Source organism: Limnospira fusiformis SAG 85.79, assembly GCF_012516315.1.
In the GTDB taxonomy this organism is placed as follows: Bacteria; Cyanobacteriota; Cyanobacteriia; order Cyanobacteriales; family Microcoleaceae; genus Limnospira; species Limnospira fusiformis.
The window spans coordinates 199,089-224,684 of record NZ_CP051185.1 but is presented as its reverse complement, the minus strand read 5'-3'; the positions used below and the strand labels follow the sequence as shown (position 1 = coordinate 224,684).

Sequence of the window (25,596 nt, the reverse complement as noted above, 5' to 3'; positions counted from 1 at the left end):
TTGTGATAGATAGTCTACATAATGTCAAGACTGAGATCAAGTCGAACCTTTTGTTAACAAGAATAACGCGCCCAATGTAGGGGCATTAAAAAAGAAGGGCGGGTGCAGGTAGTTGGCTGGTTTTCCCGATGGCGGATCTAGCACCCGCCCCTACTAGCACCGACCCTTTCCCCACGGCGGTTTTTGGTGAGGTAGTGCGATCGCATTTCACCGAATTTCACCGAATTTCGACCTCGAATAACGCGCCCAATGTAATGTAGGGGCGGGTGCAGCAGTCAGCCATGGAACACACCAGCCAATGATATACACCCGCCCTTTCCCCGCCGCCGTTTTGAACAGGTGGTGCGATCGCATTCCCGACGGTTTTGGGAAAAAATCCGCCAACCGTCTAAACCCGCCCATTAGCCCTAGGGCGAGACTATTTTAAATGTAATAGTCTTGAAGGGCTTTAACATCTAGGGGGCGTTGCTGGAGCGATCGCAAAGCGGATATGGTGGCTTTAGCGCCAGCGATAGTGGTAATAATCGGGACCTTGTAAGCCAAAGCCGATCGCCGAATCATAATCCCATCAGCGCGTGCTTCCGACCCCGAAGGCGTGATAATCGCCAATTGTACCGCGTGATTTTTAATAGCATCCAATACATTAGGGCGACCCTCATGGAGTTTCAACTCTAGGTCAACCTTAACCCCATGTTCCCATAACACCTTGCGAGTGTTGATGGTAGCAGTCACCTTAAAGCCGAGATCCAGGAAATCTTGAACCACAGGAACGATCGCTTCTTTATCGCGGTCATTGACAGAGACAAACACCGTCCCCGACATGGGTATCACCTGACCCGCCGCCAATTCGGCTTTAGCAAAGGCGCGTCCGAATTCGGTATCAATTCCCATAACTTCTCCGGTCGATCGCATTTCGGGACCGAGGAGGACATCCGTACCTGGGAACTTAGCAAAAGGTAAAACCGCCTCTTTCACCGAGACATAATCGGGAATTTTCTCCTGAGTATATCCCAACTCTGCCAAAGTCTTGCCAGACATGACGCGGGAAGCCATTTTCGCCAAAGGAATACCGATCGCCTTAGACACAAAGGGAACAGTCCGGGAAGCGCGGGGGTTAGCCTCCAGAATATAAACCTGTTCACCTTGTACCGCAAACTGAATGTTCATCAGACCCACCACATTCAAAGCCTTGGCTAATTGAATAGTCTGGCGGCGTATGGTAGCGAGGACGGTTTCTGATAGAGTTTGGGTAGGAATGGAACAAGCGGAGTCCCCGGAGTGAATCCCCGCCTGTTCGATATGTTCCATAATCCCACCGATGACGACATTTCCGGTATGGTCAGCGATCGCATCAACATCGACCTCAACGGCATTTTCCAGGAACTTATCAACCAAAATCGGGTGATCCGGTTCCACCAGCACCGCAAAGGTCATATATCGTTCCAATTCCTCATCAGAATAGACGATTTCCATGGCGCGACCCCCCAACACATAGGAAGGACGCACGACGACCGGATAACCGATACGACCCGCCACCGCGAGAGCCTCTTCATAGCTGCGAGCCATTCCATTCGCCGCCTGTTGAATATTCAACTCCCGGAGAATTTTCTCGAAGCGTTCCCGGTCCTCAGCGGTATCAATAGAGTCAGGGCTAGTCCCCCAAATTTTAGTTTTTAGGGTGGATTCTGACAGGGCTTTTTCCAGGGGGACGGCTAGTTTTAAGGGAGTCTGACCGCCAAACTGAATGACAATACCTAGTGGTTCTTCCGCCTCGATGATATTAAAAACATCCTCCTTGGTCAAGGGTTCAAAATAGAGGCGATCGCTGGTGTCGTAGTCGGTGGAAACCGTCTCCGGGTTGGAGTTAACCATAATGGTGATATAGCCATCATCGCGCAAAGAATAGGAGGCGTGACAGCAACAATAGTCAAACTCAATCCCCTGACCAATGCGGTTAGGTCCGCCGCCGAGAATCATGACTTTGGGGCGGTCGGAGGGGATCATTTCGTCCTCTTCCCAATAGGTAGAGTAATAGTAAGGGGTGGTAGACTCAAATTCGGCGGCGCAGGTATCCACCATTTTATAGGCAGGTTTGACCCCTAAACCCTTACGATATTTACGGACTTCATCTTCCGTGGTTTGACTCGCAAAAGCAATTTGGCGATCGCTAAAACCTTGTCGCTTAATCGCCAGCATATCCTCATGATTAATTTGGTTGAAGGGAGTGCGTTTTAAAAATTTCTCCGTCTCCAACAATTGCTGCAACTTATCCAAAAACCAAGGGTCAATCCCGGTTAACTCATAAATCTCCTCTACCGACATTCCCAATAACATGGCATAGCGGAGCGTTAGCATTCGGTCGGGGTTAGGAGTCCTTAAACCAGAACGGATAGTATCCAAACTGGGGACTTTTTCATTAGTATTAAGTCCCCAACCCGCCAAACCTGTTTCGAGCGATCGCATAGCCTTTTGGAAGGACTCGCAGAAAGTGCCACCAATAGCCATCGCCTCACCCACCGATTTCATTTGGGTAGTCAATACTGGTTCAGCACCTGGGAACTTCTCAAAAGTAAACCGGGGAATCTTGGTGACCACATAATCAATAGTTGGTTCAAAAGAAGCCGGAGTTTTTTTGGTGATATCATTGCTAATTTCATCGAGGGTATAACCCACAGACAATTTGGCTGCAAACTTCGCAATAGGGAACCCAGTCGCCTTGGAAGCCAAAGCCGAAGACCGACTGACGCGGGGGTTCATTTCAATGACAATCACATCTCCATTAACCGGGTTCACGGAAAACTGGATATTAGAACCTCCCGTTTCTACCCCAATTTCCCGGATAATTTTAATCGCCGCATCCCGCAATCGTTGATATTCCTTATCGGTGAGGGTTTGCGCCGGAGCGACGGTAATGGAATCGCCAGTATGAACCCCCATAGGGTCGAGGTTTTCAATGGAACAGATAATCACCACATTATCCGCCAAATCCCGCATTACCTCTAACTCGTATTCTTTCCAGCCAATTAAAGACTGTTCCACCAAAATCTGGGACATGGGGGAAGCATCCAACCCAGCGATCGCCAATTCCTCGTATTCTTCCTGATTATAAGCAATACCGCCCCCTGTACCCCCCATAGTGAAGGCGGGACGAATAATCAGCGGATAACTACCAATTTGCTCCGCAATAGCCCTGGCTTCATTGAGGTTATTCGCAATACCTGATGGACAGCAGCCGACCCCAATTTTCTCCATCGCCTGTTTGAACAGGAGACGATCTTCGGCTTTTTCAATCGCATCTAATTTAGCGCCAATCAGTTCAACACCATATTTGTCTAAAACCCCATTTTTCGACAAAGCCACCGCAATATTTAAGGCGGTCTGACCCCCCATGGTTGGTAATAAAGCGTCGGGACGTTCCGCCTCGATGACTTTTTCCACAATTTCTGGGGTTAAGGGTTCAATGTATGTCCGCCGGGCTGTTTCCGGGTCGGTCATGATTGTGGCTGGGTTAGAGTTGACCAGAACTACATCATATCCTTCTTCTCGTAGGGCTTTACAGGCTTGAGTCCCTGAATAGTCAAACTCACAGGCTTGTCCGATGACAATTGGACCCGAACCCAGCAGCAGAATTTTTTTTAGGTCGTCGCGTCGCGGCATATCTCTTAACTATCCGTTATTCGGTTATCTGTGAAGTACCCTACCACCACCTGGGTCAGAACAGGCTGACGCATTGGGTGTAGGCTTCCTGCTTCTCCGACAATTCCCCAGGCTATTAGTTTATAGCTGGGGTCTCCCATCGTCTCCACAGGCCTAAACGCCACTTCCTGGCGCTTAAAAATCATAACTTAGACTTAAATTTAACTGAACATCATCAGCCTAATTTTAGATCCGATGCCCAATTATGGGCGATCGCTCACTGTAATCAATGCCAGGGTACAATCTCAACTCCCGCCTAAATGTTCAGACTGAACTTGACAAGTGCGATCGTACTACTACCCTAGAACCGGAAAATCAACTAACAACCAGTAATAATGATTGTAGACATGACGAGAAAACTCCCATGATTATCAGTGTATACATATCTAAATTAATCCTCTTTTTAACAATCCAATAACAGTATATGAAAAAATGTGTCTAATTCCACCACCTAGCCATTAACAATAGCCGAAATTACCCAATTTCGAGGTTCTACCAATCAGCCATGAGTTGTGATCACAATTTCCTGAATCATCTATAATCAGTAAAGACAAGGCTGATATCAGGGAACTGATTAAATACTGATGGTGGTGAACTTATTTCATCTTCTGGCTGATATTGGTGTATCGTTACTAATGGATTGACCGATCGCCCTGATTAGTGAGAAAATGGTACAACAATCCCTTATTATCCCAAACATCCTTATGCCTAAACCTAGTTCATACGCGGTTCATCTTTTGATTCAGGGGGGACACCGGGAAGAAGTCCGGTTCAGGACGATCCAGGATTTTCAGACCTGGTACACTAAGGTTCTGATTCCTAAGCACACTGATACCGATTTTCTCAATGTCCCGATTAAAACCATTGAAGGTGAGTATCTGGTAGTTCGTCCCTCTAGTATTATGGGGATTCGCGTCGAACCCATTTATACTAGCAGCATAGAACGCGACGAAGTAGAATGAAACCAAAATCCGCTCAGGTCATTGGTATTGATTTAGGGGGGACGGCGATTAAACTGGGACTGTTTGAGGCGGACGGTTCCTGTAACCAATCCCTGACGGTGGCAACTCCACAACCCGCTACCCCGGAAGCTGTGTTGGCAGCAATACTAAACGCTATATCACAAATAACAGCCCCTGTCGAGTCTTGGGCGGCGATCGGGGTGGGTTTACCGGGACCAGTAGATGGGACGGGGCGTATCTCCCAGGTAGCCATTAACCTAGAGAATTGGCGGGATGTTCCCTTAGCAGACTGGCTGGAAGAAAAAACCCAAAAGCCAGTAATCATGGCTAATGATGCTAATTGTGCGGGGTTGGGGGAAGCCTGGTTAGGGGCGGGACGAAATTTTGATAATCTGATTATGTTAACTCTGGGGACAGGAGTTGGCGGGGCGATTATCCTCAATCGTCAGTTATTTGTGGGTCATCGCGGCGCGGCGGGGGAGTTGGGATTAATTACTTTGAACCCCGATGGACCCCCTTGTAATAGCGGAAATCAGGGTTCTCTGGAACAATATGTCTCTGTACAAGCTATCCGCCGAGAAACGGGTGATCACCCTTCTGACCTAGCCAAAAAGGCGATCGCAGGTGATTCCCAAGCCTTAGCCTATTGGGAAGAATATGGGCGACGGTTAGGGGCGGGTTTAGCTAGTTTAATTTATGTTTTGACTCCAGAAGCGGTCATTTTAGGCGGTGGTATTAGTGCGGCAGCGAATCTATTTTTACCAACCCTCTGGGAGGAAATTCAACGCCGAGTTTTACCCACTTCTCGGGAAGGGCTACAAATTTTGACCGCCGAATTAGGAAATCAGGCGGGTACTATAGGGGCGGCGCGACTTGCTTTTCAGATAATTAATAATTAATAATTAATAATTAATAATTAACATGATTTCCTGAAGTCAATGCTAACTCAATGTATATATGCTATTATCAATCAATCCGAGAATTACCTGTAGATAAATCCTAAACTATGATCCGCCTTTCTCGACAACAAGCCAAGACGGCACTTGTTTAACTCAGATAATTAATAATTAATAATTAATAATTAATAATTAATAATTAACATGATTTCCTGAAGTCAATGCTAACTCAATGTATATATGCTATTATCAATCAATCCGAGAATTACCTGTAGATAAATCCTAAACTATGATCCGCCTTTCTCGACAACAAGCCAAGACGGCACTTGTTTAACTCAGATAATTAATAATTAATAATTAATAATTAATAATTAACATGATTTCCTGAAGTCAATGCTAACTCAATGTATATATGCTATTATCAATCAATCCGAGAATTACCTGTAGATAAATCCTAAACTATGATCCGCCTTTCTCGACAACAAGCCAAGACGGCACTTGTTTAACTCAGATAATTAATAATTAATAATTAATAATTAATAATTAACATGATTTCCTGAAGTCAATGCTAACTCAATGTATATATGCTATTATCAATCAATCCGAGAATTACCTGTAGATAAATCCTAAACTATGATCCGCCTTTCTCGACAACAAGCCAAGACGGCACTTGTTTAACTCAGATAATTAATAATTAATAATTAATAATTAATAATTAATAATTAACATGATTTCCTGAAGTCAATGCTAACTCAATGTATATATGCTATTATCAATCAATCCGAGAATTACCTGTAGATAAATCCTAAACTATGATCCGCCTTTCTCGACAACAAGCCAAGACGGCACTTGTTCAACTCAGCGATCGCTTTCAAGCTACCGACTACCATAGTGATCATCTGGCTATTCGCACTAAAGCCGCCTATGCAATGGGAGATTTTGGCGGTGCTATTCCCGGCTGTATGCAAGTCTTCTTTTTGCTGTTTTTCTTGACTAATATTGCGGGACTTGATGCAGGTTTAGCAGGTAGTGTATTATTACTTGGTAAAGGATGGGATGCTATCAGTGATCCGATGATTGGTTGGTTAAGCGATCGCACCCAGTCTCGTTGGGGAAGGCGTTACCCTTGGATGATAGTAGCTTCTATTCCTTTGGGTATCTGCTTTTTCCTGCATTGGGTTGTACCTCCTGTTAGTGGCTGGCTACTATTCGGCTATTATGGCTTGATTACCATCCTATTTTATACCGCATTTACCGCCGTATTTCTTCCCCTCGGTGCTTTGGCGGCTGAACTTACCCAAGACTATGACGAACGTACCAGTTTAATCAGCTTTCAATCAGCTTTTAAAATTGGCGGAAGTCTATTTGCTTTAGTGTTAGCCCAGGTTTTATTTGGATTATTTGAATCTCCCCAATTGCGATATCCTTTATTGGGTAGTTTGGGGGGATTAATGGCGATGATATCTGTCTATATATGTGTTTTTGGAACCAGTAAACGCTACTTTCAACAAGAAGCTAAACGATTGGCAATCACCCGACCTCCATCATTACCATTTTTACAACAAATTCGCATTGCCTTTAGTAATAAACCCTTTCTTTATGCCATTGGGATTTATTTATGTTCCTGGTTGGGAGTACAGGTAACCGTTGCTATTCTACCCTATTTTATAGTAGATTATATGCAACTAGCCGATCGCCACTTAACCCAAATGGCATTATTAGTGCAAGGGGTATCCTTACTGGGTATGGCTTTCTGGAATGCGATCGCCCAAAAAGTAGACAAAAAAACCGTCTATTGTTTAGGCATTCCCTTCACCATGTTAGCCGGAGTCGGACTATTCATGCTGCAACCCGGACAAATGCTGACCATGTATGGTTTAGGTGCGATCGCTGGATTTGGAATAGCTACCGCCCACCTAGTCCCCTGGTCAATTTTACCCGATGTTGTCGATCTCGATGAACTCAACACCGGACAGCGACGGGAAGGCATTTTTTACAGTTTTATGGTAATGTTACAAAAACTAGGAATTGCCCTATCCCTATTTATTGTCGGACAAATTCTCAGCCATGCTGGACTGTTAGCCACAGCCGGTTCCAAAGAAGCAATCAGCCAACCCGAATCCGTATTATGGGCAATTCGCCTGATGGTAGGCCCCATTCCCATTGCCTTTTTATCCATGGGGTTAGTATTAGCCTATTTTTACCCAATTACTCGCACCGTCCACGCAGCCATTCGTCTACAATTGCAACAACGCCACGACTAAATAACTACCAATGATAGGGGCGGCTGGTAGGGGCGGGTGCTAGATCCGCCCCGGTAAAAACCCGCCAACTTACGGAACTCGCCCTTCTTCTTATGTAACACCCCGGTAAAAACCCGCCAACTTACGGAACCCGCCCTTCTTCTTATATAACGCCCCGGTAAAAACCCGGCAACTTACGGAACCCGCCTTCACCTACGGTAAAAACCCGGCAACTTACGGAACCCGCCCTTCTTCTTATGTAACGCCCCGGTAAAAACCCGGCAACTTACGGAACCCGCCCTTCTTATGTAACGCCCCGGTAAAAACCCGCCAACTCACGGAACCCGCCCTTATTCTGTTCGGAACCCAGATATAGCACAAGACAGAAAAGTTAGGACGTATAGCACATGACCCGATATCGGGAATGGCAATCGGGAACTCGTCAATGTCGGGATGCCAAACGTCCCGTCCTCAATCCCAACAGTGGCTGTTATCCGACCCTGTATAAAGGTATAGCACAAGACAGGAAAGTTAGGACGTATAATGGAGAGGACGAGATGACTAAGAAGACCCAAAATGCCAGCCCCCTATAGTTACGACCTCAGACAAAAAGTTATTGATGCAATTGAACTAGACGGTATGCCCAAAACAGAAGCCAGTCCAGTTTTCCATGTCAGCCGGAACACCATTAATCTCTGGCTGCAAAGAAAAGCACAGACCGGAGACTTCCTCCCTAAACCTAATCACCCACCTGGCAATAACCACAAAATTACCGACTGGCAGAAATTCAAGGCTTTTGCCCAAGAGCATGGCCACAAAACCTCCGCTCAAATGGCTGAACTTTGGGATGACGACATCTCTCCTCGCACCATATCCAGAGCCTTGAAGAAAATTGGCTTCACCAGAAAAAAAACTTACGGCTACCAAGAACGTTGGAAGCAACAGCGAGAGGAGTTTATGGCTCAGATTGAACAGATGGAGCCACAAGAAGTGGTCTACCTCGATGAAGCCGCCATGAATAGTCAGGACTCGGATTACCCTTATGGTTACTGCGAGGAAGGAAAACGCTTCCATGCCCTCAAATCAGGGAAGAGGCAGGACAGGGTGAGCTATATAGCCGCATGGTGTCATCAACAACTCTTAGCCCCCTTTAGCTTTGAGGGTTGTTGTAATCGGACAGTGTTTGAGTTGTGGTTGGAGTTCATCTTAATTCCAACATTGAAGCCAGGTCAGACTCTAGTATTGGACAATGCAACGTTTCATAAAGGGGGGCGGATTGCTGAACTGGTGGAGGCAGCTCAATGCCATTTACTCTATCTACCACCTTATTCGCCAGACCTCAACAAGATAGAGAAATGTTGGTCGTGGCTGAAAGCCCGTATTCGCCACTGCATTGAGCAGTTTGATTCTCTCCATGATGCCATGGATTCCGTTCTCAAAGCTGCGTCCTAACCACCTTGACTAATGATATATTGGCGTACAAAAAATGGTGCGATCCGACCTAGCCACTTCCGGGGTAATGTTCTCAATTGATACAGAAACCGGATTCAAAAATGCCGTCATCATTACCGCCGCCTATGGCTTAGGGGAAACCATAGTCCAAGGGACTGTCAACCCTGATGAATTCATGGTATTTAAACCCATGTTGCGGGAGGGTTTTCGACCCATTATCGCCAAGCGTCTGGGTAGTAAAGCCGTGAAAATGGTTTACGATCGCCAGGAAGCTACCCGCCTTATTCCCGTCCCAGAAACCGAAAAACAAAAATTTGCCCTAAGTGATGAGGAAATTCTCAAGCTGGCTAAATGGGCGCAAATTATCGAAGATCACTATAACCAAATTCGGGGCTGTTATTCCCCCATGGACATTGAATGGGCGAAAGACGGCCAAACTGGGGAATTATTTATTGTCCAGGCGCGTCCCGAAACAGTCCAATCTCAAAAGTCCGATCGCATTTGGCAACAATATCACCTCCAAGGTACAGCAGAAGTCTTAGTCGAGGGTCGCGCTGTAGGCGATCGTATTGGTCAAGGTAAAACCCGCGTTTTGCTTAATGTCCAGCGCATTCATGAATTTAAACCCGGCGAAATTTTAGTTACCCAAAAAACAGACCCCGACTGGGAACCAATTATGAAAAAAGCCTCCGCCATTATTACCAACTCCGGCGGTCGCACCTGTCATGCGGCGATTATTGCGCGAGAAATGGGCATTCCCGCCATTGTCGGCTGTGGTAATGCTACCGATATCTTACGCACCGGTCAAGCCGTAACCGTTTCCTGCGCCGAAGGCGAAGTCGGTAAAGTCTATCAGGGTTTAGTACCTTTTGCGATCGCCAAAACCGTATTAGACGATTTACCCAAAACCCGCACCCAAATTTTACTCAATATTGGCAACCCAGCCGAAGCCTTTAGCCTTGCTTCTCAACCCTGTGACGGCGTAGGACTAGCGCGACTAGAATTTATCATTGCTAATCAGATCCGAGTCCATCCCCTCGCCTTAATTAACTTTTACCAACTCCAAGATGAAACCGCGCGCCAGGAAATTGACAGACTCACCGCCGGATTTAATAGCAAACCCGACTATTTTGTTAGTCAACTCGCCCAAGGAATTGGCACTATTGCTGCTGCTTTTTATCCCAAACCCGTCATTGTACGCATGAGTGATTTAAAAAGTAACGAATACGCCAATTTGCTGGGAGGGCGACAATTTGAACCCCTCGAAGAAAACCCCATGATTGGTTGGCGGGGTGCGTCTCGGTATACTGACCCCAAATATCGCCCAGCCTTCGCCTTGGAATGTCAAGCGATCAAGCGGGTTCGCGATGAAATGGGATTAGCTAATGTCATTCCCATGATTCCTTTCTGTCGCACCCCCGAAGAGGGTCAGCAGGTCTTAGCAGAAATGGCAAAACATGGCTTAAAACGCGGCGAAAATAGTCTGCAAGTTTATGTCATGTGTGAGTTACCCAGCAATGTTTTATTGGCTGATAAATTTTGCCAGGTGTTTGATGGTTTTTCTATCGGTTCCAATGATTTAACTCAGTTAACTCTCGGTTTAGATCGTGATTACGGACTGGTAGCCCACATTTTTGATGAACGCGACGAAGCCGTTAAGCGCATGATTAAAATGGTCATTCAAACGGCGAAACGTTACGATCGCAAGATTGGTATTTGTGGTCAAGCCCCCAGTGATTATCCTGAATTTATCCGATTTTTGGTAAACTTAGGGATTGATTCAATTAGCCTCAACCCTGATTCTCTACTCAAGACCCTACTAGAGGTCGCCAAAATCGAGAAATAGGAGATCTGATTTCAGTTCAATATAGCAGTTTATCCTTTATCCTAACCCTCTCCTCCTTCTATGGCTCCCTATACCACAGGGACAGAGGGGTGTGAGGGAGTTTTTATGAGCGATTATTTATACCCCCCTGGGGGGGATATCCCCCCCAAAAATCTCCGTATTTTCACTAAAAAATTTGCATAATCTTTATAAAACAAATAAATTATTTAAAGATTTGGTAAAGATTGCCAATTTGGCTGGACAAAGAACTGATAACTTTTCCATAATAGAGTCATCAGCTAAAAAGTTATGAATCTTCCAGGACTCGCATCTTACTGAACTGCTATCTTAAAACTTACGGAGACCAACCCCCATGAAATCCACAATCCTTGCAGCATTTACAGCCGTCACAACTACCCTAGCCGTTGCTGGTTCCGCTGCTGCATTCACTATTCAACGAGCCGATGAACACTTTCAAGGGCTGATTAACTCCGGTGTTTTTAATGACTATATCCACACCGAATATCAAGCCCTAGACCCCTCATTTGTTTCTAGTCGTCAGCTAGATTTGAGTAAACTAACATTAGATTTCAACCATGAAGTGAAAGTGCATTTCCTCAGTGAGGGTGCATGGTATCGCAACCAGTTAGGTGTTTCTGCTACAGGCGCTACCACCATATCAGACACTATTCTATTTGATGATATTGTCTGCCTAACTAGCAGTTGCTCAACTCATATCGGTTATCGAAATTCTGGCAACGACCCAACCGCTAATGCTTTACAAGCAGGTGATTTTGTCAGCTTGGGTACAGTTAACGGAGGAACTACCCTAGACTTTTTCCTAAATTCCGATGGTTATGGACGCAGCAACCCCACTCGTTTATATGTTGACTCCAGCCGGAACAGAAATGGATTCCAACAAGTGATGGCCTATGAACAATCTGGCTATCTGGTGTTAGCTTTTGAAGATATCGTCGGTGGTGGTGACAGAGACTATAATGACGTTGTGTTTGCCCTTGATATCGGCAAGAAAAATATGAATGCCATCAGAGGTGTGCAAGTTCCTGAACCTACTATGGTGTTAGGACTCCTAGCAGTTGGCGCGGCTTTCTCCCTTGTCAGTCGCAAAGGTGAACAAAAGTCTTAGGCGCGAATTTAACTCGGAAATATTGTCCATATCTCCTGTTATAGCATTAGTCAAGGTGGTTAGGACGCAGCTTTGAGAACGGAATCCATGGCATCATGGAGAGAATCAAACTGCTCAATGCAGTGGCGAATACGGGCTTTCAGCCACGACCAACATTTCTCTATCTTGTTGAGGTCTGGCGAATAAGGTGGTAGATAGAGTAAACGGCATTGAGCTGCCTCCACCAGTTCAGCAATCCGCCCCCCTTTATGAAACGTTGCATTGTCCAATACTAGAGTCTGACCTGGCTTCAATGTTGGAATTAAGATGAACTCCAACCACAACTCAAACACTGTCCGATTACAACAACCCTCAAAGCTAAAGGGAGCTAAGAGTTGTTGATGACACCATGCGGCTATCATACTTACCCTGCCCTGCCTCTTCCCTGATTTGAGTGCATGGAAGCGTTTTCCTTCCTCGCAGTAACCATAAGGGTAATCCGAGTCCTGACTATTCATGGCGGCTTCATCGAGGTAGACCACTTCTTCCGGCTCCATCTGTTCAATCTGAGCCATAAACTCCTCTCGCTGTTGCTTCCAACGTTCTTGGTAGCCGTAAGTTTTTTTTCTGGTGAAGCCAATTTTCTTCAAGGCTCTGGATATGGTGCGAGGAGAGATGTCGTCATCCCAAAGTTCAGCCATTTGAGCGGAGGTTTTGTGGCCATGCTCTTGGGCAAAAGCCTTGAATTTCTGCCAGTCGGTAATTTTGTGGTTATTGCCAGGTCGGTGATGAGGTTTAGGGAGGAAGTCTCCGGTCTGTGCTTTTCTTTGCAGCCAGAGATTAATGGTGTTCCTGCTGACATGGAAAACTTGACTGGCTTCTGTTTTGGGCATACCGTCTAGTTCAATGGCATCAATAACTTTTTGTCTGAGGTCGTAACTATAGGGGGCTGGCATTTTTGGTCTTCTTAGTCATCTCGTCCTCTCCATTATACGTCCTAAGTGTTCTGTCTTGTGCTATAGATCCAATTCTAGCGGGAGATTTGGGTTTGATCATTCTTGACACTGCTCTATAAAACTTAAACAAAACCGGACATAGCCGGATCTTGATGTTTATTTCTGGCTTCGTCCGGGACTGTCGGCAGCACCCCGTCCACAAGTGTAATCGTCGGAACCAGGCGATTTTGGTAGGGGTCGAAAGGAAAGTCACCTTTCCCAACTCCCATTCAAAACCGTGCTTGATACTTTCACATCACACGGCTCCTGATGTAGACACCCTATTGTCAGTAGGAACAGGGTTACGACCCCCTGCTTTGTGACTTCAACTTTAGGAGCTATATACACCACGTAGTCTTTAAACTCGCTCTCGGTCATAAGCACTCTTACATCATCGCAGTCTCTATGTCCACACCGTGACTAGTGGGCATATCCCAACCATTACAGTTAGGCATTGGCTTTCAGTCACATCCTTTCCCCTTATGGGGTTAGGGGTCGAGAGTGAAGTCACCTTCACCCTCTCCCATTCAGAACCGTGCTTGATAGTTTCCCATCACACGGCTCCTGGTGTGGATACCCTATTTGTCAAAGGAGCAGAATCAAGAGACCTGCTTTCTACTTCGATGTTCAGAGCTATATGCACCACGTAGTCTTTAAACTCGTCCTCGCCATTATACTCTTACTGACCGCAGTATCTATATCCCCACCGTGACCTGTGGGCATATCCCAACCATGACAATTGGGCTTTAGCTTCTGGTCACATCCTTCACCCTCTAAGCATGCGCTTACATTTTTCACTACTGCCTTGTGAATAGCATTACTCACTGGTTTATAGGCAGAGCATTAGAGGGGTTACAACGTTCCGATTATATGGGCATTCCATCGTTAGATTTGTCCTCTCCGCCGGGGTACTTTTAAAGGTCTGTGTAGGTAGTCGCACGAACCCCCTACTTTTCCCCTTGCCCTTTTGAGCGCAGCGTGTCAACCTATTTCGCTGCTAGTGTATTACGATGGTTCAAGTCGGACATTCGGTCTTCCTAATCATAGATGGTTGGCAGTGGTCGCGTCTTGGTAGTAGGTTCTACCTCACGCCTTCCGTTCCCCGCTTCAATCCTGGAGTTATGATTTCCAAAACTGGGGGTGGCTATCGCCGTTACTCTCTACTCCCTGATTTCTCAGTTCGTTTATGACCTTGAGTTCCCTGCCTTGCTTAGTTCCCTAAGCGTCGGGACATATAACCAGTTATGAGGATGGTCAGGAGAGGTCTCCTTATATCCAGATTCGGAGCTGGAATCCTCACCGGGTAGTTATTTCGGGCATTTCAGCCCTATTTCATACCCGAACGTCTCGCACCATACGCTTACACTTTTCACTACTCTACAAGATGTACTCGTAGAGAGCCCAACAGGGGTTTAAACGTTCCATATATATGGGCATTCCATCTTTAGATTTGTCCTATCCACCGGGGTACATTTAAAGGTCTGTGTAGGTGATGCTAAAATTACCCTACTTTTCCCCTTGCTCTTTTGAACGCAGCGTATCAACCTATTTCGCTGCTGTATAATGACGATGGTTCAAGCCGGACATTCGGTTTCCCTAATCATGGATGGTTGGCAGTGGTCGCCTATAGTAGTAGGTTCTACATCACGCCTTCCGTTCCCCGCTTCAATCCCAGATTTGTGATTTCTGAAACTGGGGGTGGCTACCGCCTTTACTCTTTCCCATAATCGCCCCAAGTGGGTTAAATACTCCTCCTTGTAGTATACTTGGATGGAACATTGCGATTTCTTAGAATGGGATTGACCCTGAGTTCCCTGCCTTGCTTAGTGTCATAACTCACTAAGCGTCGGGACATATATATATTTAAGGGGTAAACTAATAATCTAGTTATAGTAGCAGCCGGATTGACTAGTTTAACTCCCTCTAGGAGGTTATTTCAGGCATTGCAGCCTTATTTCACTCCTAAACGTCTCGCACTCTAGGTTTATACTGGCATTCAAGTCACGATCTATCGCCAGACCGCAGTTTGGACATTCAAAAGTCCGACGGACTAGGGGCATTTTTTGACGATAACCGCAATTAGAACACAGTTGACTGGATGGATAAAATCTATCGGCAATAATCAACTTTGAACCATAACGTTCTGCCTTGTAACCTAGTTGACGACGGAACTCATAAAATGAAGCATCAGCGATAGAACCCGCCAAACAATGATTTTTCAGCATACCTGACACATTCAAATCTTCAATGACTACTTGGCTGTGGTTTTTAGCCAAAAAAGTAGTTATTTTATGAATCGTGTCACGGCGAATATTAGCGACTCTTTGATGTAGCTTTTGAACTTTTAAGAGACATTTGACCCAATTTTTCGAGCCTTTGACTTTGCGACTTAAATGGCGTTGTAATCTGGCTATTTTTTTGGTCGCTGCTTTATAAGCCTTGGGATTAGAGAATTGGGTCCCATCGGAGCAAGTCGCCCAATTGTTAATTCCTAGGTCTACCCCGATTCTCTCTCGATATTTCGGTGTAATTTCTGGCGTGATTTCTACGAAAAAGCTCATATACCAGTCACCTGCTTGGCGCGTTATAGTGACTTTCTTAACCCAACTTTCGGGTAGAGCCTCAAATGTAGAAACCCAGCCCACAAAAGGCAGCTTATGGCGAGTTCCTGACAACTTGAATGGCTTTCCGGAATTGTCAAGGGTAAAACTATCATGGTGGCCTTTCTTCTTAAATTTAGGATAACTGCTTATTCCCTTGAAGAAGCGCTTAAAGGCATCCCCTAGATTAATGAAGGCATATTGATCAACTTTAGAAGACAATTCGGACATCCAAGGATATTGAGGTTTCACATAATTAGTAAAAACCTTTTTGATGGAGTTGACGTTAGGCTTGAGTCCCTCTTCATAAGCTGACATCCATAAGTGTAATCCCCAATTGAACACAAATCGAGCATACCCCGCGTGTTTGGTCATCAAGGTGGCTTGACAGTCATTGAGTTTTAGTTTGGTTCGGAAAGCTTTGTAAGGGTTATGGTCGAAAGGGAAGTCGCCTTCCCCAACTCCAATTCAAAACCGTGCTTGATACTTTCACATCACACGGCTCCTGATGTGGATACCCCTTTTGACATCGGGAACAGGGTAACGACTCCCTGCTTTTGTGATTTCAACTTTTGGAGCTAAATACAACATCGTAGTGTTTAAACTCGCTTTCGTCGTAAACACTCCTAATTGTCGCAGTCTCTATATCCACACCGTGACTAGTGGGCATATCCTAACCATTACAGTTAGGCATTGGCTTTCAGTCACATCCTTTCCCCTTAAAGGTATACGCTTACACTTTCACTACTCCGCAGGTACATCCTGCCACTTGAGAGCCTAAAAGGGGTTTAAACGTTCCGTTTATACGGGCATTCCATCTTTAGATTTGTCCTCTCCACCGGGGTACTTTTAAAAGTCTGTGTAGGTGATGTCATGATTACCCTACTTTTCCCCTTGCTCTTTTGAACGCAGCGTATCAACCTGTTTCGCTGCTAAATCATTACGATGGTTCAAGCCGGACATTCGGTTTCCCTAATCATGGATGGTTGGCAGTGGTCGCATTTGGTAGTAGGTTCTACTTCACGCCTTCCGTTCCCCGCTTCAATCCTGGGGTTATGATTCCCAAAACTGGGGGTGGCTATCGCCGTTACTCTCAACGCAATTGTTAAGGAATCATTAATATTTCCAGTTGGGCGTTTTGACCTTGAGTTCCCTGCCTTGTTTTGTATATTTCTATACCAAACGTTGGGACATATAAACAGTTATGGGATGGTCAGGGTACGAGTCCCTTATATTTCACCAAGGGGTGAAAGTCCCACTAGGAGGTTATTTCAGGCATTGCAGCCTTATTTGACTCCTAAACGTCTCGCACCATGATTGGATTTTACCATGAAGAATCCGACTTGATGAGTATGTCGTCAGGGAAATTTGGCATGGTCTGGGGTTTGACCGTATACTCATTATTGATTGAGTTGCGAATCTTTTGGGGTATTGTACCTTATTGTCCTAAGATGTAAAGCAAATCTTGGATTAAATTCTTGCTCCCCGGTCTGAAGAGACGGGGATTCTTGGCTCACCGAGACCACTTAAACTAGATTCCTTGCGTCGTCTAGCCCAGAGGTGGGACTCTCCCCAAGCGTTACTTTCGGTATGCCCTACCGTAGTTGCATTTCTGCCAATCCTGTTTAGATTGAAGCAAATATACCTCAAAAACTGATTTGTCTAGTTCCTGTGAATCTTTTACCTGCTGCCAGGAGGAAGCTAGAACAATGCAGCAAAACCGCATAGATTCAATTGTCAAGGTCTAGTGTACGCCTTTCGGCAACAAGGTTTTTTAAGTGGTTGGTTACCTTTATCCATGGTCAATCAGTGTAGCATTTATCTAGTAAGCGTGTAAAGTCAAACAGCGATGTTGTTCGAGAGTTGATCAGGTCTTGGGCTGACGGGCACTATACCCGTGTCGCCTTTCATCCTTGCTCTCTTGAGACAAGGTTTTCATGCTCCAGTGCTGTTCGTATAATGGATAGCGTGTCCTGATATCTGAGAGTCGAGATGATGAACGCGATAACAGCCCCCCAACCTAACCTATACTCCCGGAGTAGTGGTCAGTCTGTTTCTAAGAGTTTAGGCAAGTTGCCAATGGTTTTAATGTTCGGATGTTTATTGGGACTGACACCGACTAAAGCGATCGCCCAAGAAGAAATTAACCCTATCCTAGAAGTAGGCGTAGTGCAGCAATTTGGTAAAACCCCCACAGATACCCTCGTCTTGCAAGCCAAACCTGGAGACCATCTCAGGCTGCGTTTTGCTACCCCCGAAGGTGAACAAGTCCTGCATACCCTCAGCGCCGTTATTCAGGTGGGAATGCAACCCCTTCCAGAACCCCAAGTTAACGAACGTCTGATTTTTAGCAGTCACCGCAGCTATGAAACCGCCGCACAGCAGGCTAACAAATGGCGAGAAATGGGCATCGAAGTTGAACTAGCGCAACCTGATGTATGGCAGGTTTGGGCTTCTCGGGAAACTTATTCAACTCCCCTGTTGCGCCGATGGTTACTAGAAAGCATAAAAGCCCAGGGCTATCAGCCTACTTTCACCAGCCAAGTAGCCAGAGAGAAACCCGTCCCCTATTGGGTGTTAGGTGGCTATCGTTACAACCGCCAAGAGTTAAAAATTGAAGCTCCCCAGAATGTCATTTCCGTAGGTAAGAAAAGAGATGACCCCCAGGCTTTAGTTTATGGAGGCAGTTTAAAACTCCAGCCAGATGCCTACGGAACCTATACCCTGGTTAACCATGTTCCCTTAGAAACCTATTTGCGGGGAGTTGTACCCCATGAAATGGGCGCATGGCCTCCCGCTGCTTCTATTGAAGCCCAGGCTATTTTAGCGCGTACCTATGTCTTGCGGAATCTGCATCGGTTTGAGGCGGACAATTATCAAATTTGTGCCAATACCGATTGTCAAGTATATAAGGGGTTAACGGAGGTTTACCCATCTACTGATAACGCTATTACTAACACCAGGGGCCTAGTGCTGACCTATGACGGGGAATTGGTCGATGCCGTGTATTTCTCGTCTAGTGGTGGCATTACTGCTAATTTTAATGATGTCTGGGATGGACCCAAGCCACCCTATCTCAGGTCAGTATTAGATACTACTCAAAATGTGTGGAACCTGGAAAGCTACAGCCTAGCTGATGAACAGAACTTCCGGCGGTTTATGAGTCTGAGGAAGGGTTTTAATGAAGAGGGTTGGAGTGATTTTCGCTGGCAATACCGAACAGATCTCAAGGCCATGACTAATCATCTGCAATTTTATCTCAAGCGTCGCAAAAGTCCCCTGGCAGATTTTAACACTATTCAACAGGTGAGGGTGGTGGAAAGGGCTCACTCTGGCCGGGTGTTGAAAATGGAGGTACAAACTGATAAGGGTGTTATCCCCATCCATAAGGATGAGGTCCAAAGTGCTTTTTGGCCTCCTATTAGTACCCTATTCTATATTGATCCGATTTATGGCCCTAACCAAACTCTGCAAGGCTATAATTTTGTGGGCGGCGGGTTTGGTCATGGTGTCGGTTTCAGCCAAATAGGATCGCATAAACTCGCCCGGTTGGGTTGGTCTAGCGATCGCATTTTGGAATTTTATTTTCCGGGGACTCAACTAGAACCCCTGAACAATTATTTAATCACTGGGCAGCAATCTCCATAAATCCTGGCTATAGGGGAAGGAAGAACAGATCCGCTGTAACCAAAATAACCTGTTCTCCCTTCTCTGACCAGGTTGGAGAAACTTAGTAGAGTCCTTCTTCTTGGTGAGTTTTGATTGTGCAGTCGGAGGTGGGATAGGCTACACAAGTCAAAACATACCCAGCTTCGATCTGATCATCATCTAAGAAAGACTGATCAGACTGGTCAATGGTACCACTGGTGATTGTACCAGCACAGGTGGAGCAAGCACCAGCACGGCAGGAGTAGGGCAGATCTAGTCCAGCTTCTTCGGCAGCATCGAGAATATATGTATCATCATCGCAATCGATGGTTTCGTTGATGCCTTCAGCTTCGTTAATCAGAGTGACTTTGTAAGTAGCCATTCAGTGTTCCTCTCTAAGTTCTCAAAAAAATCGATAAGAAAAACCTATATAAATCACAAGGGAATATTAGCCTAACTCCCTGTGGTCTCGGTTTTCTTCACTTTCTGATATTAAAGGAAAAACACGAGGTTGTAAAACCTTTCGCGGCCATATTATGAATGGTTTTTGTTATAAATTTTTCTAATTACATCCCAATTGCTTATATCTTATCTGGCCAGCCTATAGGGCCAGGTGGTTGCATAGTCGTCAGCATAAGGGATAATAATGGATGAGCTAGGGTTTTAAGCCTTAGTCATATCTCCCTAAAATATATCAGTCTGTAGATGACAGCCAGTAATTTTTCTAATACAATTTCTAACCCTTCCACTATTCGCGTCGGTTTGGTGGGAACTGGGTATGTTGCTAAGTCCCGCGCCCAAACCCTCAACTCTGATCCTCGATCGCATTTAGTGGCGGTTACCGGTCATAGTCCAGAAACTACAGCAGCCTTCTGTCAAGAGTTTAATGCGGAATTAGTCCCTAATTGGCTGGAATTGGTACAGCGAGACGATTTAGACCTGATTATGATTAGCACCATTAACCGCGATCATGGTGCGATCGCAAAAGCCGCCCTGGAAAATGATAAGCACGTGGTGGTTGAATATCCCCTTTGTCTCGATCCTCAAGAGGGTGAGGAGTTGCTCGCCTTGGCTTCAATGCGCCATAAACTCCTTCATGTGGAACATCTGGAACTTTTGGGAGGATTGCACAATTCTATTAAACCATCTTTAGAGGCGATCGGAACCATATTTTATGCCCGCTACAGCACTATTAACCCCCAACGTCCGGCTTATGATCGCTGGACCTACCAAAATTCTCTGTTTGGTTTTCCCTTGGTGGGGGCGCTTTCCCGTTTACATCGTTTGACTGACCTATTTGGTGCTGTGGCTTCTGTAAACGCCCAGAGTCGGTTTTGGAATGTCGATGGCGATCGTTATCGTTCCTGTTGGTGTCAGACTCAGTTACACTTTACCTGTGGGACCATTGGTGAGGTCGTCTACGGAAAAGGCGAAACCTTTTGGGAGTCCGAAAACCTTTTTACCCTTTATGGGGAAGCCGGAACTTTGATATTTACCCCAAAAGAGGGCAAATTACTACGGGGAGATACTCCTCAACCCATTGAAGTCGGAAGTCGTAGCGGTTTGTTTGCGCGGGATACTACTATGGTTCTCGATCACCTTTTTGACGGAACGCCTCTTTATGTTTCTGTCGCAGATAGTCTTTATACCCTGAAAGTAGCTGATGCGGCTAGACGGTCTGCTGAAACAGGCGAAACTGTGATTTTAACCCAGAGTTAATCTAATGGCATTGAACATCAGTGACAATTTCGGTATCACCACTAATAGTTGGGTAAGCTGATCATAATGTTCTAACAACATGATATTAAGATTAGCCCGCATTTGAGCCATTAGACGAAGAAGAGAGAGAAATGGTAATTTAGTCGCTGAAATCATGGCTGGGTTTGAACTGTGGTGGTTGGTTTATGCTTTGATCCTATTCACAGTTCATCCCTACCGCTACCGAAATTATGACACTGTTTTAATTGGGGTCCCTAGGAACTAAATTCCCCAATCTGCCATCTATGTAACTGCTTTAGTTCCTTAACCAAGGCAATGGATGATCAGCCAGTTGATTAATTGGCACAAATTCCCCATCCTTTCGCCTGTACTAGCTTCATTATATATTTAGGCGATCAACTTGGCAAATCTTGCCAAAATCATTTTTCGATGCCAGAATGGTTCCACTCACCTATTAACATGAATTAACTATCCTCAAACTATGTCCTCACCCTGGGAACGATGGATCGCGGTTAAAGTTATCATTAATCCAGATAATCCAGATCTGTTGGATGGTTTGGAATATTGGCTAGAATTAGGTTTAATTTCTCAAGAACAGGTTAAACAACTCTGTAAGCTGCATCTAAGTCAACCTCTACCCCTACCGCCACCTTCCCGCGTATATCATCCCCCTGTTAGGAAAGCTCAACCACCTATTATTAGGGAACCTCAAACTACTTTCACCGCCACATTACCGCCCAACATTACCCCCGTATTTACCCAATTATTACAGTCTTTCAAAGCTGAACTCAGTGTGCGTTGGCTGCTATTTTTAGGACTGTTTATGGTGGTGGTATCTTCCGGCGTACTGGCGGCGAGTCAGTGGGAAAGATTCCCCGCTTTTGCACAATATGGAGTATTACTAGCTTATACTTTGGCATTTTGGGTAGGTAGCCAATGGACGGAAAAACAGAATAACTTAACCTTGACTGCTGCTACTTTGCGTCAAGTTACCTTACTGTTAATTCCCCTCAATTTTTGGGCAATGGATGGCTTGGGATTATGGGGATATCCCCTAGGATGGATCACCATTGCGATCGCCACCTTCCTGCTATCCAGTACCACCATTAAACTCTATTCTACACCATCAGTTCCCCAGAAGCTACAACTCGCCAATTTATTACTTGTCAGTTCCCTTCACTGGGGGTGGAGTTGGTCAAACTTTCCCATAATTGCCATTTATTTAGCCGTAATTATCACCGCATCTATATCCTTCTATACTCGCCAAAAACTCAATCATCAACCCTTAGCTAATCGTGATATCGCGCTGTTAATTTATAGCCTAATTATTATCCTTAGTCGCGGCATCTTTGTCGCCGAACTCCCCCTTAATGGTTTAGGGTTGGCTGTAGGGATTTGTGGCTGGTTAATCTACTATTTTTCCTCACCTTTAATAAATCGTGGCGGCTACGGATTACTACTTTTAGGGTGGTTAATTTCTCTGATATCCTATCCTTGGCACGGTTTTCTAATTAGCGCTTTGGTAATTTCTATCTGGACTAAACACCTGCGAAACTCTTGGCGACGGCGGGATTTATTAGTAATCTTTACCATAGGATTACAGATGGTTTGGTTACTAGGACTCATGATTCCTAGTGGTATGAGACAAACTACTATTATCACTGCTGCTGAAATTACTAACAGCCAAAATTACCCTTGGTCACTACTTAGCTTAACCTGGTTTCCCTATCTGATTTTGATGCTGGCGGTTACTGAGTGGCTGTATCAAATACCTAAGCGTAAATTGGCATTATTTGGCGAGCAAATCGCATTATTATTAGGAGTCTTTTTAGCCTTGTTGGGGGTGATTAATCCTCTCACGCGATCGCTTAATTTAATCGCCTCAACTTTCACCTTAGCCGTAGTTACTAAACGCCGAAACTATCGCCCACCATTTCGAGTATATGTAACCCATATCACCGCTTTACTAGCTTTGGTGAGTAGCATCAACTGGCTAATTCCTACTCTTAACTATACCGAGTGGTCGATAATTTTATTGTCGCTAATGGTAGCAGAATTTGGCTTATATGTCGCCAGTCATCATTACTTTATATCTCGATATGATACCCCAGATCATAGTTGGGGAAAAAGTGGTTTTTATCTAGGTTTAGTCTTGGCGGGTTGTAGCTATCTCCTACTTAGCAATAGCATTGAACCTGTCAATTTAATCTGGTTAATCACACCTTTGGGCTTGACTTTTGTCGGGAAATATGGTAGCAATTCAAAACAAAAACAATCCGCTGAATTAGCCATTGTGACTACAGTAGTCGCGCAACTGTTGACAGTCGAAATACCTGTAATTCGGGCGATATCTTTAGGTATAAGCACCGTCATAATTGCCATTAACTCCTATTATATACGTCGGCTAATTGTAGCGGCGATCGCTGTAGGGTTTGGTCTCAGTTTCTTAACCGCTATCCTCTGGGAATTCCCGATAATTTCTAGCTTAGACTGGTTACTTATTAACGCCATAGTATTTAATAGTCTGTGGATATTACGGCATAATTTACTCAACCGGGAAGCCTCGTTATCCCAACTCTATAGACAAGCAGCAGACCTGTGGGGAACTTCACTGGCGGCGATACAGTTACTACTGCTCACCTTTCATTCTCTGTTAGTTTTTCAACAACAAAGACAACCGAGTTTATTCGCTGTCATAATCATCGCTTTAACTGTAGCAGCCATAGTATTTCGGACTCAGACAGCCACTCTGTCAACTCGCAGTTTTGATAATGGTATTTATGGAACATTTTGGGGGATACAATTACTCGTATCTGAAATCTTGGCATTTTTACCGCACTCTTTAATTCTGTTGGCGATCGCTAATACAGCTTTAGGAATTATTGTCCAAATAGGCGGTGATTTGTGGCACAAAAAACACCCAGATTTGAGTCTACCCAAATCCCTGCAAGTTATCCCTTTATTATATGGTATATTGGGAACAGTTCTGCGATTTAATGAAATAGCCGTATGGACTGGCTTAAATAGCCTGGGATTTGCCTTTATTTTAATAGGAGTAGGACGGCGACATTCTTCATTAAAACCCCTAGTTTATTTGGGAATAGTCGGAGTATCCGTCGCCACCGGAGAAATGTTATTCCAGCAAGTGAGTTCCCAACCCCTAGCTAATCAATTAGTCGCCTTCACCGTATTAACTACCAGCTTCGTCTATCTGTATCGGATCTTATCATCAACCTTAGCCAGATATTTGAACCTGGCGGCGGCAGAAATTAAAGCGATCGCTCATTGCCATTGGTTAATCGCTAGTGTATTATTAGTAATATCATCTTTTATGCCCGGAAATACTAGTGCATTAGTAGGGTTAGGAAGTGGCATCCTTCTCAGTCGTTATGCGATCGTACAGGGTCGCAGTCATCCCCACCAACAACCACAAGATATCTGGGTTTATTTGGGTTTATTGCAAGCCGTAGCCATCCTTTATTATATGATTGATGTCCTGGGATGGGGAAATATTCTGTTTCCTTGGATAGGTGCGATCGCTTCTCTAATTGCCTATTATTTCTATATATTCCCCTGGGAAAATTGGGGATGGTCACAGACACCCTGGCGACGGTCTGCCATCATTTTCCCAATAGGAGCTATAGCAATTATTCATAGTTTCATTAATCCCCCCCAACTACCCTCCTGGTATATAGCCACCGTCATCACCGCCATTTTCTATGTATTCCTAGCCGAATTAAGTCAAAATATTCGCTTTACTTACATTAGTATTTTTCTGCTCAATTGGGTAATCTTAAAAGCCATTCTCGCCAGTCCAGCAGATACTTATTTACTGTGGCTAATCACCCCTCCCGCTTTATCAATGTTATATATTATACAGGTGGAACCCTACTTAAAAGGTTCCCAACGCCGACCCCTTCGACACCTAATCCGCATCATCAGTATTAGCTTAATTTGCGTAATCTCCTTATTAGAAAGTCAATGGGTAGGAATTATTCCCGGTCTCATTAGTTTAATCGCCATTGGTGCTGGTTTAAGCCTAAAAACTCGTGCTTTTCTGTACATTGGTACAGCCACATTTGTTATTAATATTGTCAATCAATTAATCATTTTAAACTCAGTTTACTCCTTTTTAAAATGGATAGTAGTTTTGATCGGCGGATTAATTTTTATCTGGGGTGCCGCCAACTTTGAAACCCGCAGAGACCAAATTCTTAGCCTATTCCAAAACTCCCTTCAAGAATTAGACAGGTGGGAATAGCAGCCCTAGACCTGTGAGGATGAATTGAGAGGAAATACCAGCCCCTGCTGACCCAGAGCCGATTTTGTTAACTTTCTTAAAAAACCCCCCGAATTTACCCACCGAATGTTAAGAAACTTATCTAAAGTTAAACCTTAATTTCAATTTAGCAACTTTTGCATCCACCCTCTCAA

Annotated in this window: 21 protein-coding genes and 1 pseudogene; 16 read left to right on the top strand and 6 right to left on the bottom strand. The window is 44.9% G+C overall.

What is annotated here, in order from left to right; translation table 11 throughout:
- Nucleotides 1-128 precede the first annotated feature (128 nt).
- Both HFV01_RS30005 and HFV01_RS30000 read left to right on the top strand, forming a co-directional pair.
- On the top strand, nt 129-260 hold the full coding sequence (locus HFV01_RS30005) for a hypothetical protein (RefSeq protein WP_257720183.1): 132 nt from the start codon (nt 129-131) through the stop codon (nt 258-260).
- Between the two features lie 38 nt (nt 261-298).
- Nucleotides 299-427 carry a hypothetical protein gene (locus tag HFV01_RS30000; protein WP_257720182.1) on the top strand — a complete coding sequence of 43 codons (129 nt, stop codon included), beginning with the start codon at nt 299-301 and terminating at the stop codon, nt 425-427.
- Here HFV01_RS30000 and carB read toward each other — a convergent pair.
- Together carB and HFV01_RS01220 are read right to left on the bottom strand one after the other, a co-directional pair.
- Entirely contained in the window at nt 424-3,657 is a 3,234-nt protein-coding gene (gene carB / locus HFV01_RS01225) for a carbamoyl-phosphate synthase large subunit (protein WP_006623270.1), read from the bottom strand. The genes HFV01_RS30000 and carB overlap by 4 nt on opposite strands.
- A 5-nt stretch (nt 3,658-3,662) precedes the next feature.
- Nucleotides 3,663-3,842, bottom strand: coding sequence for a hypothetical protein (locus HFV01_RS01220; protein WP_006623269.1), 180 nt, complete (start codon nt 3,840-3,842; stop codon nt 3,663-3,665).
- An 83-nt stretch (nt 3,843-3,925) separates the two neighbouring features.
- On the opposite strand from HFV01_RS01220, the gene HFV01_RS01215 reads away from it, so the two are divergent.
- The 8 genes and pseudogenes from HFV01_RS01215 to HFV01_RS01180 all read left to right on the top strand — a co-directional run bounded on the left by HFV01_RS01215 (nt 3,926) and on the right by HFV01_RS01180 (nt 12,221).
- Nucleotides 3,926-4,114 (top strand): hypothetical protein, encoded by a 189-nt coding sequence (locus tag HFV01_RS01215; protein ID WP_006623268.1) that lies wholly within the window; start codon nt 3,926-3,928, stop codon nt 4,112-4,114.
- 286 nt (nt 4,115-4,400) lie between these two features.
- On the top strand, nt 4,401-4,658 hold the full coding sequence (locus HFV01_RS01210) for a hypothetical protein (protein WP_006616856.1): 258 nt from the start codon (nt 4,401-4,403) through the stop codon (nt 4,656-4,658).
- Complete coding sequence (locus tag HFV01_RS01205) at nt 4,655-5,557, top strand: ROK family protein (protein ID WP_006623266.1); 903 nt, start codon at nt 4,655-4,657, stop codon at nt 5,555-5,557. Before HFV01_RS01210 ends, HFV01_RS01205 begins: the two co-directional genes overlap by 4 nt.
- Nucleotides 5,558-6,366: 809 nt before the next feature.
- Nucleotides 6,367-7,818: an MFS transporter gene (locus HFV01_RS01200; protein ID WP_006623265.1), complete on the top strand. Its 1,452-nt coding sequence runs from the start codon at nt 6,367-6,369 to the stop codon at nt 7,816-7,818.
- Nucleotides 7,819-8,204: 386 nt separating this feature from the next.
- Nucleotides 8,205-8,390 (top strand): hypothetical protein, encoded by a 186-nt coding sequence (locus HFV01_RS01195; RefSeq protein WP_006623264.1) that lies wholly within the window; start codon nt 8,205-8,207, stop codon nt 8,388-8,390.
- Nucleotides 8,374-9,249, top strand: coding sequence for an IS630 family transposase (locus tag HFV01_RS01190; RefSeq protein WP_006623263.1), 876 nt, complete (start codon nt 8,374-8,376; stop codon nt 9,247-9,249). Before HFV01_RS01195 ends, HFV01_RS01190 begins: the two co-directional genes overlap by 17 nt.
- 19 nt (nt 9,250-9,268) lie before the next feature.
- Nucleotides 9,269-11,095, top strand: a pseudogene (gene ppsA, locus HFV01_RS01185) (phosphoenolpyruvate synthase); the annotation flags it as partial.
- Between the two features lie 352 nt (nt 11,096-11,447).
- Nucleotides 11,448-12,221 carry a DUF4114 domain-containing protein gene (locus tag HFV01_RS01180; protein ID WP_046321947.1) on the top strand — a complete coding sequence of 258 codons (774 nt, stop codon included), beginning with the start codon at nt 11,448-11,450 and terminating at the stop codon, nt 12,219-12,221.
- Between the two features lie 59 nt (nt 12,222-12,280).
- On the opposite strand, the gene HFV01_RS01175 is transcribed toward HFV01_RS01180, so the two are convergent.
- Together HFV01_RS01175 and HFV01_RS01170 are read right to left on the bottom strand one after the other, a co-directional pair.
- The gene (locus tag HFV01_RS01175) at nt 12,281-13,156 is read right to left on the bottom strand and encodes an IS630 family transposase (protein ID WP_006667970.1); all 876 of its coding nucleotides are present in this window, start codon (nt 13,154-13,156) and stop codon (nt 12,281-12,283) included.
- 122 nt (nt 13,157-13,278) lie between these two features.
- Nucleotides 13,279-13,425 (bottom strand): hypothetical protein, encoded by a 147-nt coding sequence (locus tag HFV01_RS01170; RefSeq protein ID WP_157883466.1) that lies wholly within the window; start codon nt 13,423-13,425, stop codon nt 13,279-13,281.
- Nucleotides 13,426-14,205: 780 nt separating this feature from the next.
- Here HFV01_RS01170 and HFV01_RS01165 point away from each other — a divergent pair.
- Nucleotides 14,206-14,385, top strand: coding sequence for a hypothetical protein (locus tag HFV01_RS01165; protein ID WP_008050473.1), 180 nt, complete (start codon nt 14,206-14,208; stop codon nt 14,383-14,385).
- A 336-nt stretch (nt 14,386-14,721) separates the two neighbouring features.
- Complete coding sequence (locus tag HFV01_RS01160) at nt 14,722-14,922, top strand: hypothetical protein (protein WP_071533550.1); 201 nt, start codon at nt 14,722-14,724, stop codon at nt 14,920-14,922.
- Nucleotides 14,923-15,126: 204 nt separating this feature from the next.
- Here HFV01_RS01160 and HFV01_RS01155 read toward each other — a convergent pair whose 3' ends face one another.
- A complete protein-coding gene (locus tag HFV01_RS01155) occupies nt 15,127-16,170 on the bottom strand; it encodes an RNA-guided endonuclease InsQ/TnpB family protein (protein WP_006670950.1) in 1,044 nt (347 codons plus the stop codon).
- Between the two features lie 527 nt (nt 16,171-16,697).
- Between HFV01_RS01155 and HFV01_RS01150 the strand changes: the two genes are divergently transcribed.
- Together HFV01_RS01150 and HFV01_RS01145 are read left to right on the top strand one after the other, a co-directional pair.
- Nucleotides 16,698-16,904, top strand: a complete 207-nt coding sequence (locus HFV01_RS01150; protein ID WP_158536364.1) for a hypothetical protein — start codon at nt 16,698-16,700, stop codon at nt 16,902-16,904.
- An 883-nt stretch (nt 16,905-17,787) separates the two neighbouring features.
- Nucleotides 17,788-19,443, top strand: coding sequence for a SpoIID/LytB domain-containing protein (locus tag HFV01_RS01145; RefSeq protein WP_006623256.1), 1,656 nt, complete (start codon nt 17,788-17,790; stop codon nt 19,441-19,443).
- An 82-nt stretch (nt 19,444-19,525) separates the two neighbouring features.
- On the opposite strand, the gene HFV01_RS01140 is transcribed toward HFV01_RS01145, so the two are convergent.
- Nucleotides 19,526-19,825 carry a ferredoxin gene (locus HFV01_RS01140; protein ID WP_006623255.1) on the bottom strand — a complete coding sequence of 100 codons (300 nt, stop codon included), beginning with the start codon at nt 19,823-19,825 and terminating at the stop codon, nt 19,526-19,528.
- A 323-nt stretch (nt 19,826-20,148) separates the two neighbouring features.
- Between HFV01_RS01140 and HFV01_RS01135 the strand changes: the two genes are divergently transcribed.
- Both HFV01_RS01135 and HFV01_RS01130 read left to right on the top strand, forming a co-directional pair.
- Nucleotides 20,149-21,162, top strand: coding sequence for a Gfo/Idh/MocA family protein (locus HFV01_RS01135; RefSeq protein ID WP_006623254.1), 1,014 nt, complete (start codon nt 20,149-20,151; stop codon nt 21,160-21,162).
- 481 nt (nt 21,163-21,643) lie between these two features.
- Nucleotides 21,644-25,423 carry a hypothetical protein gene (locus tag HFV01_RS01130; protein WP_006623252.1) on the top strand — a complete coding sequence of 1,260 codons (3,780 nt, stop codon included), beginning with the start codon at nt 21,644-21,646 and terminating at the stop codon, nt 25,421-25,423.
- Nucleotides 25,424-25,596 lie beyond the last annotated feature (173 nt).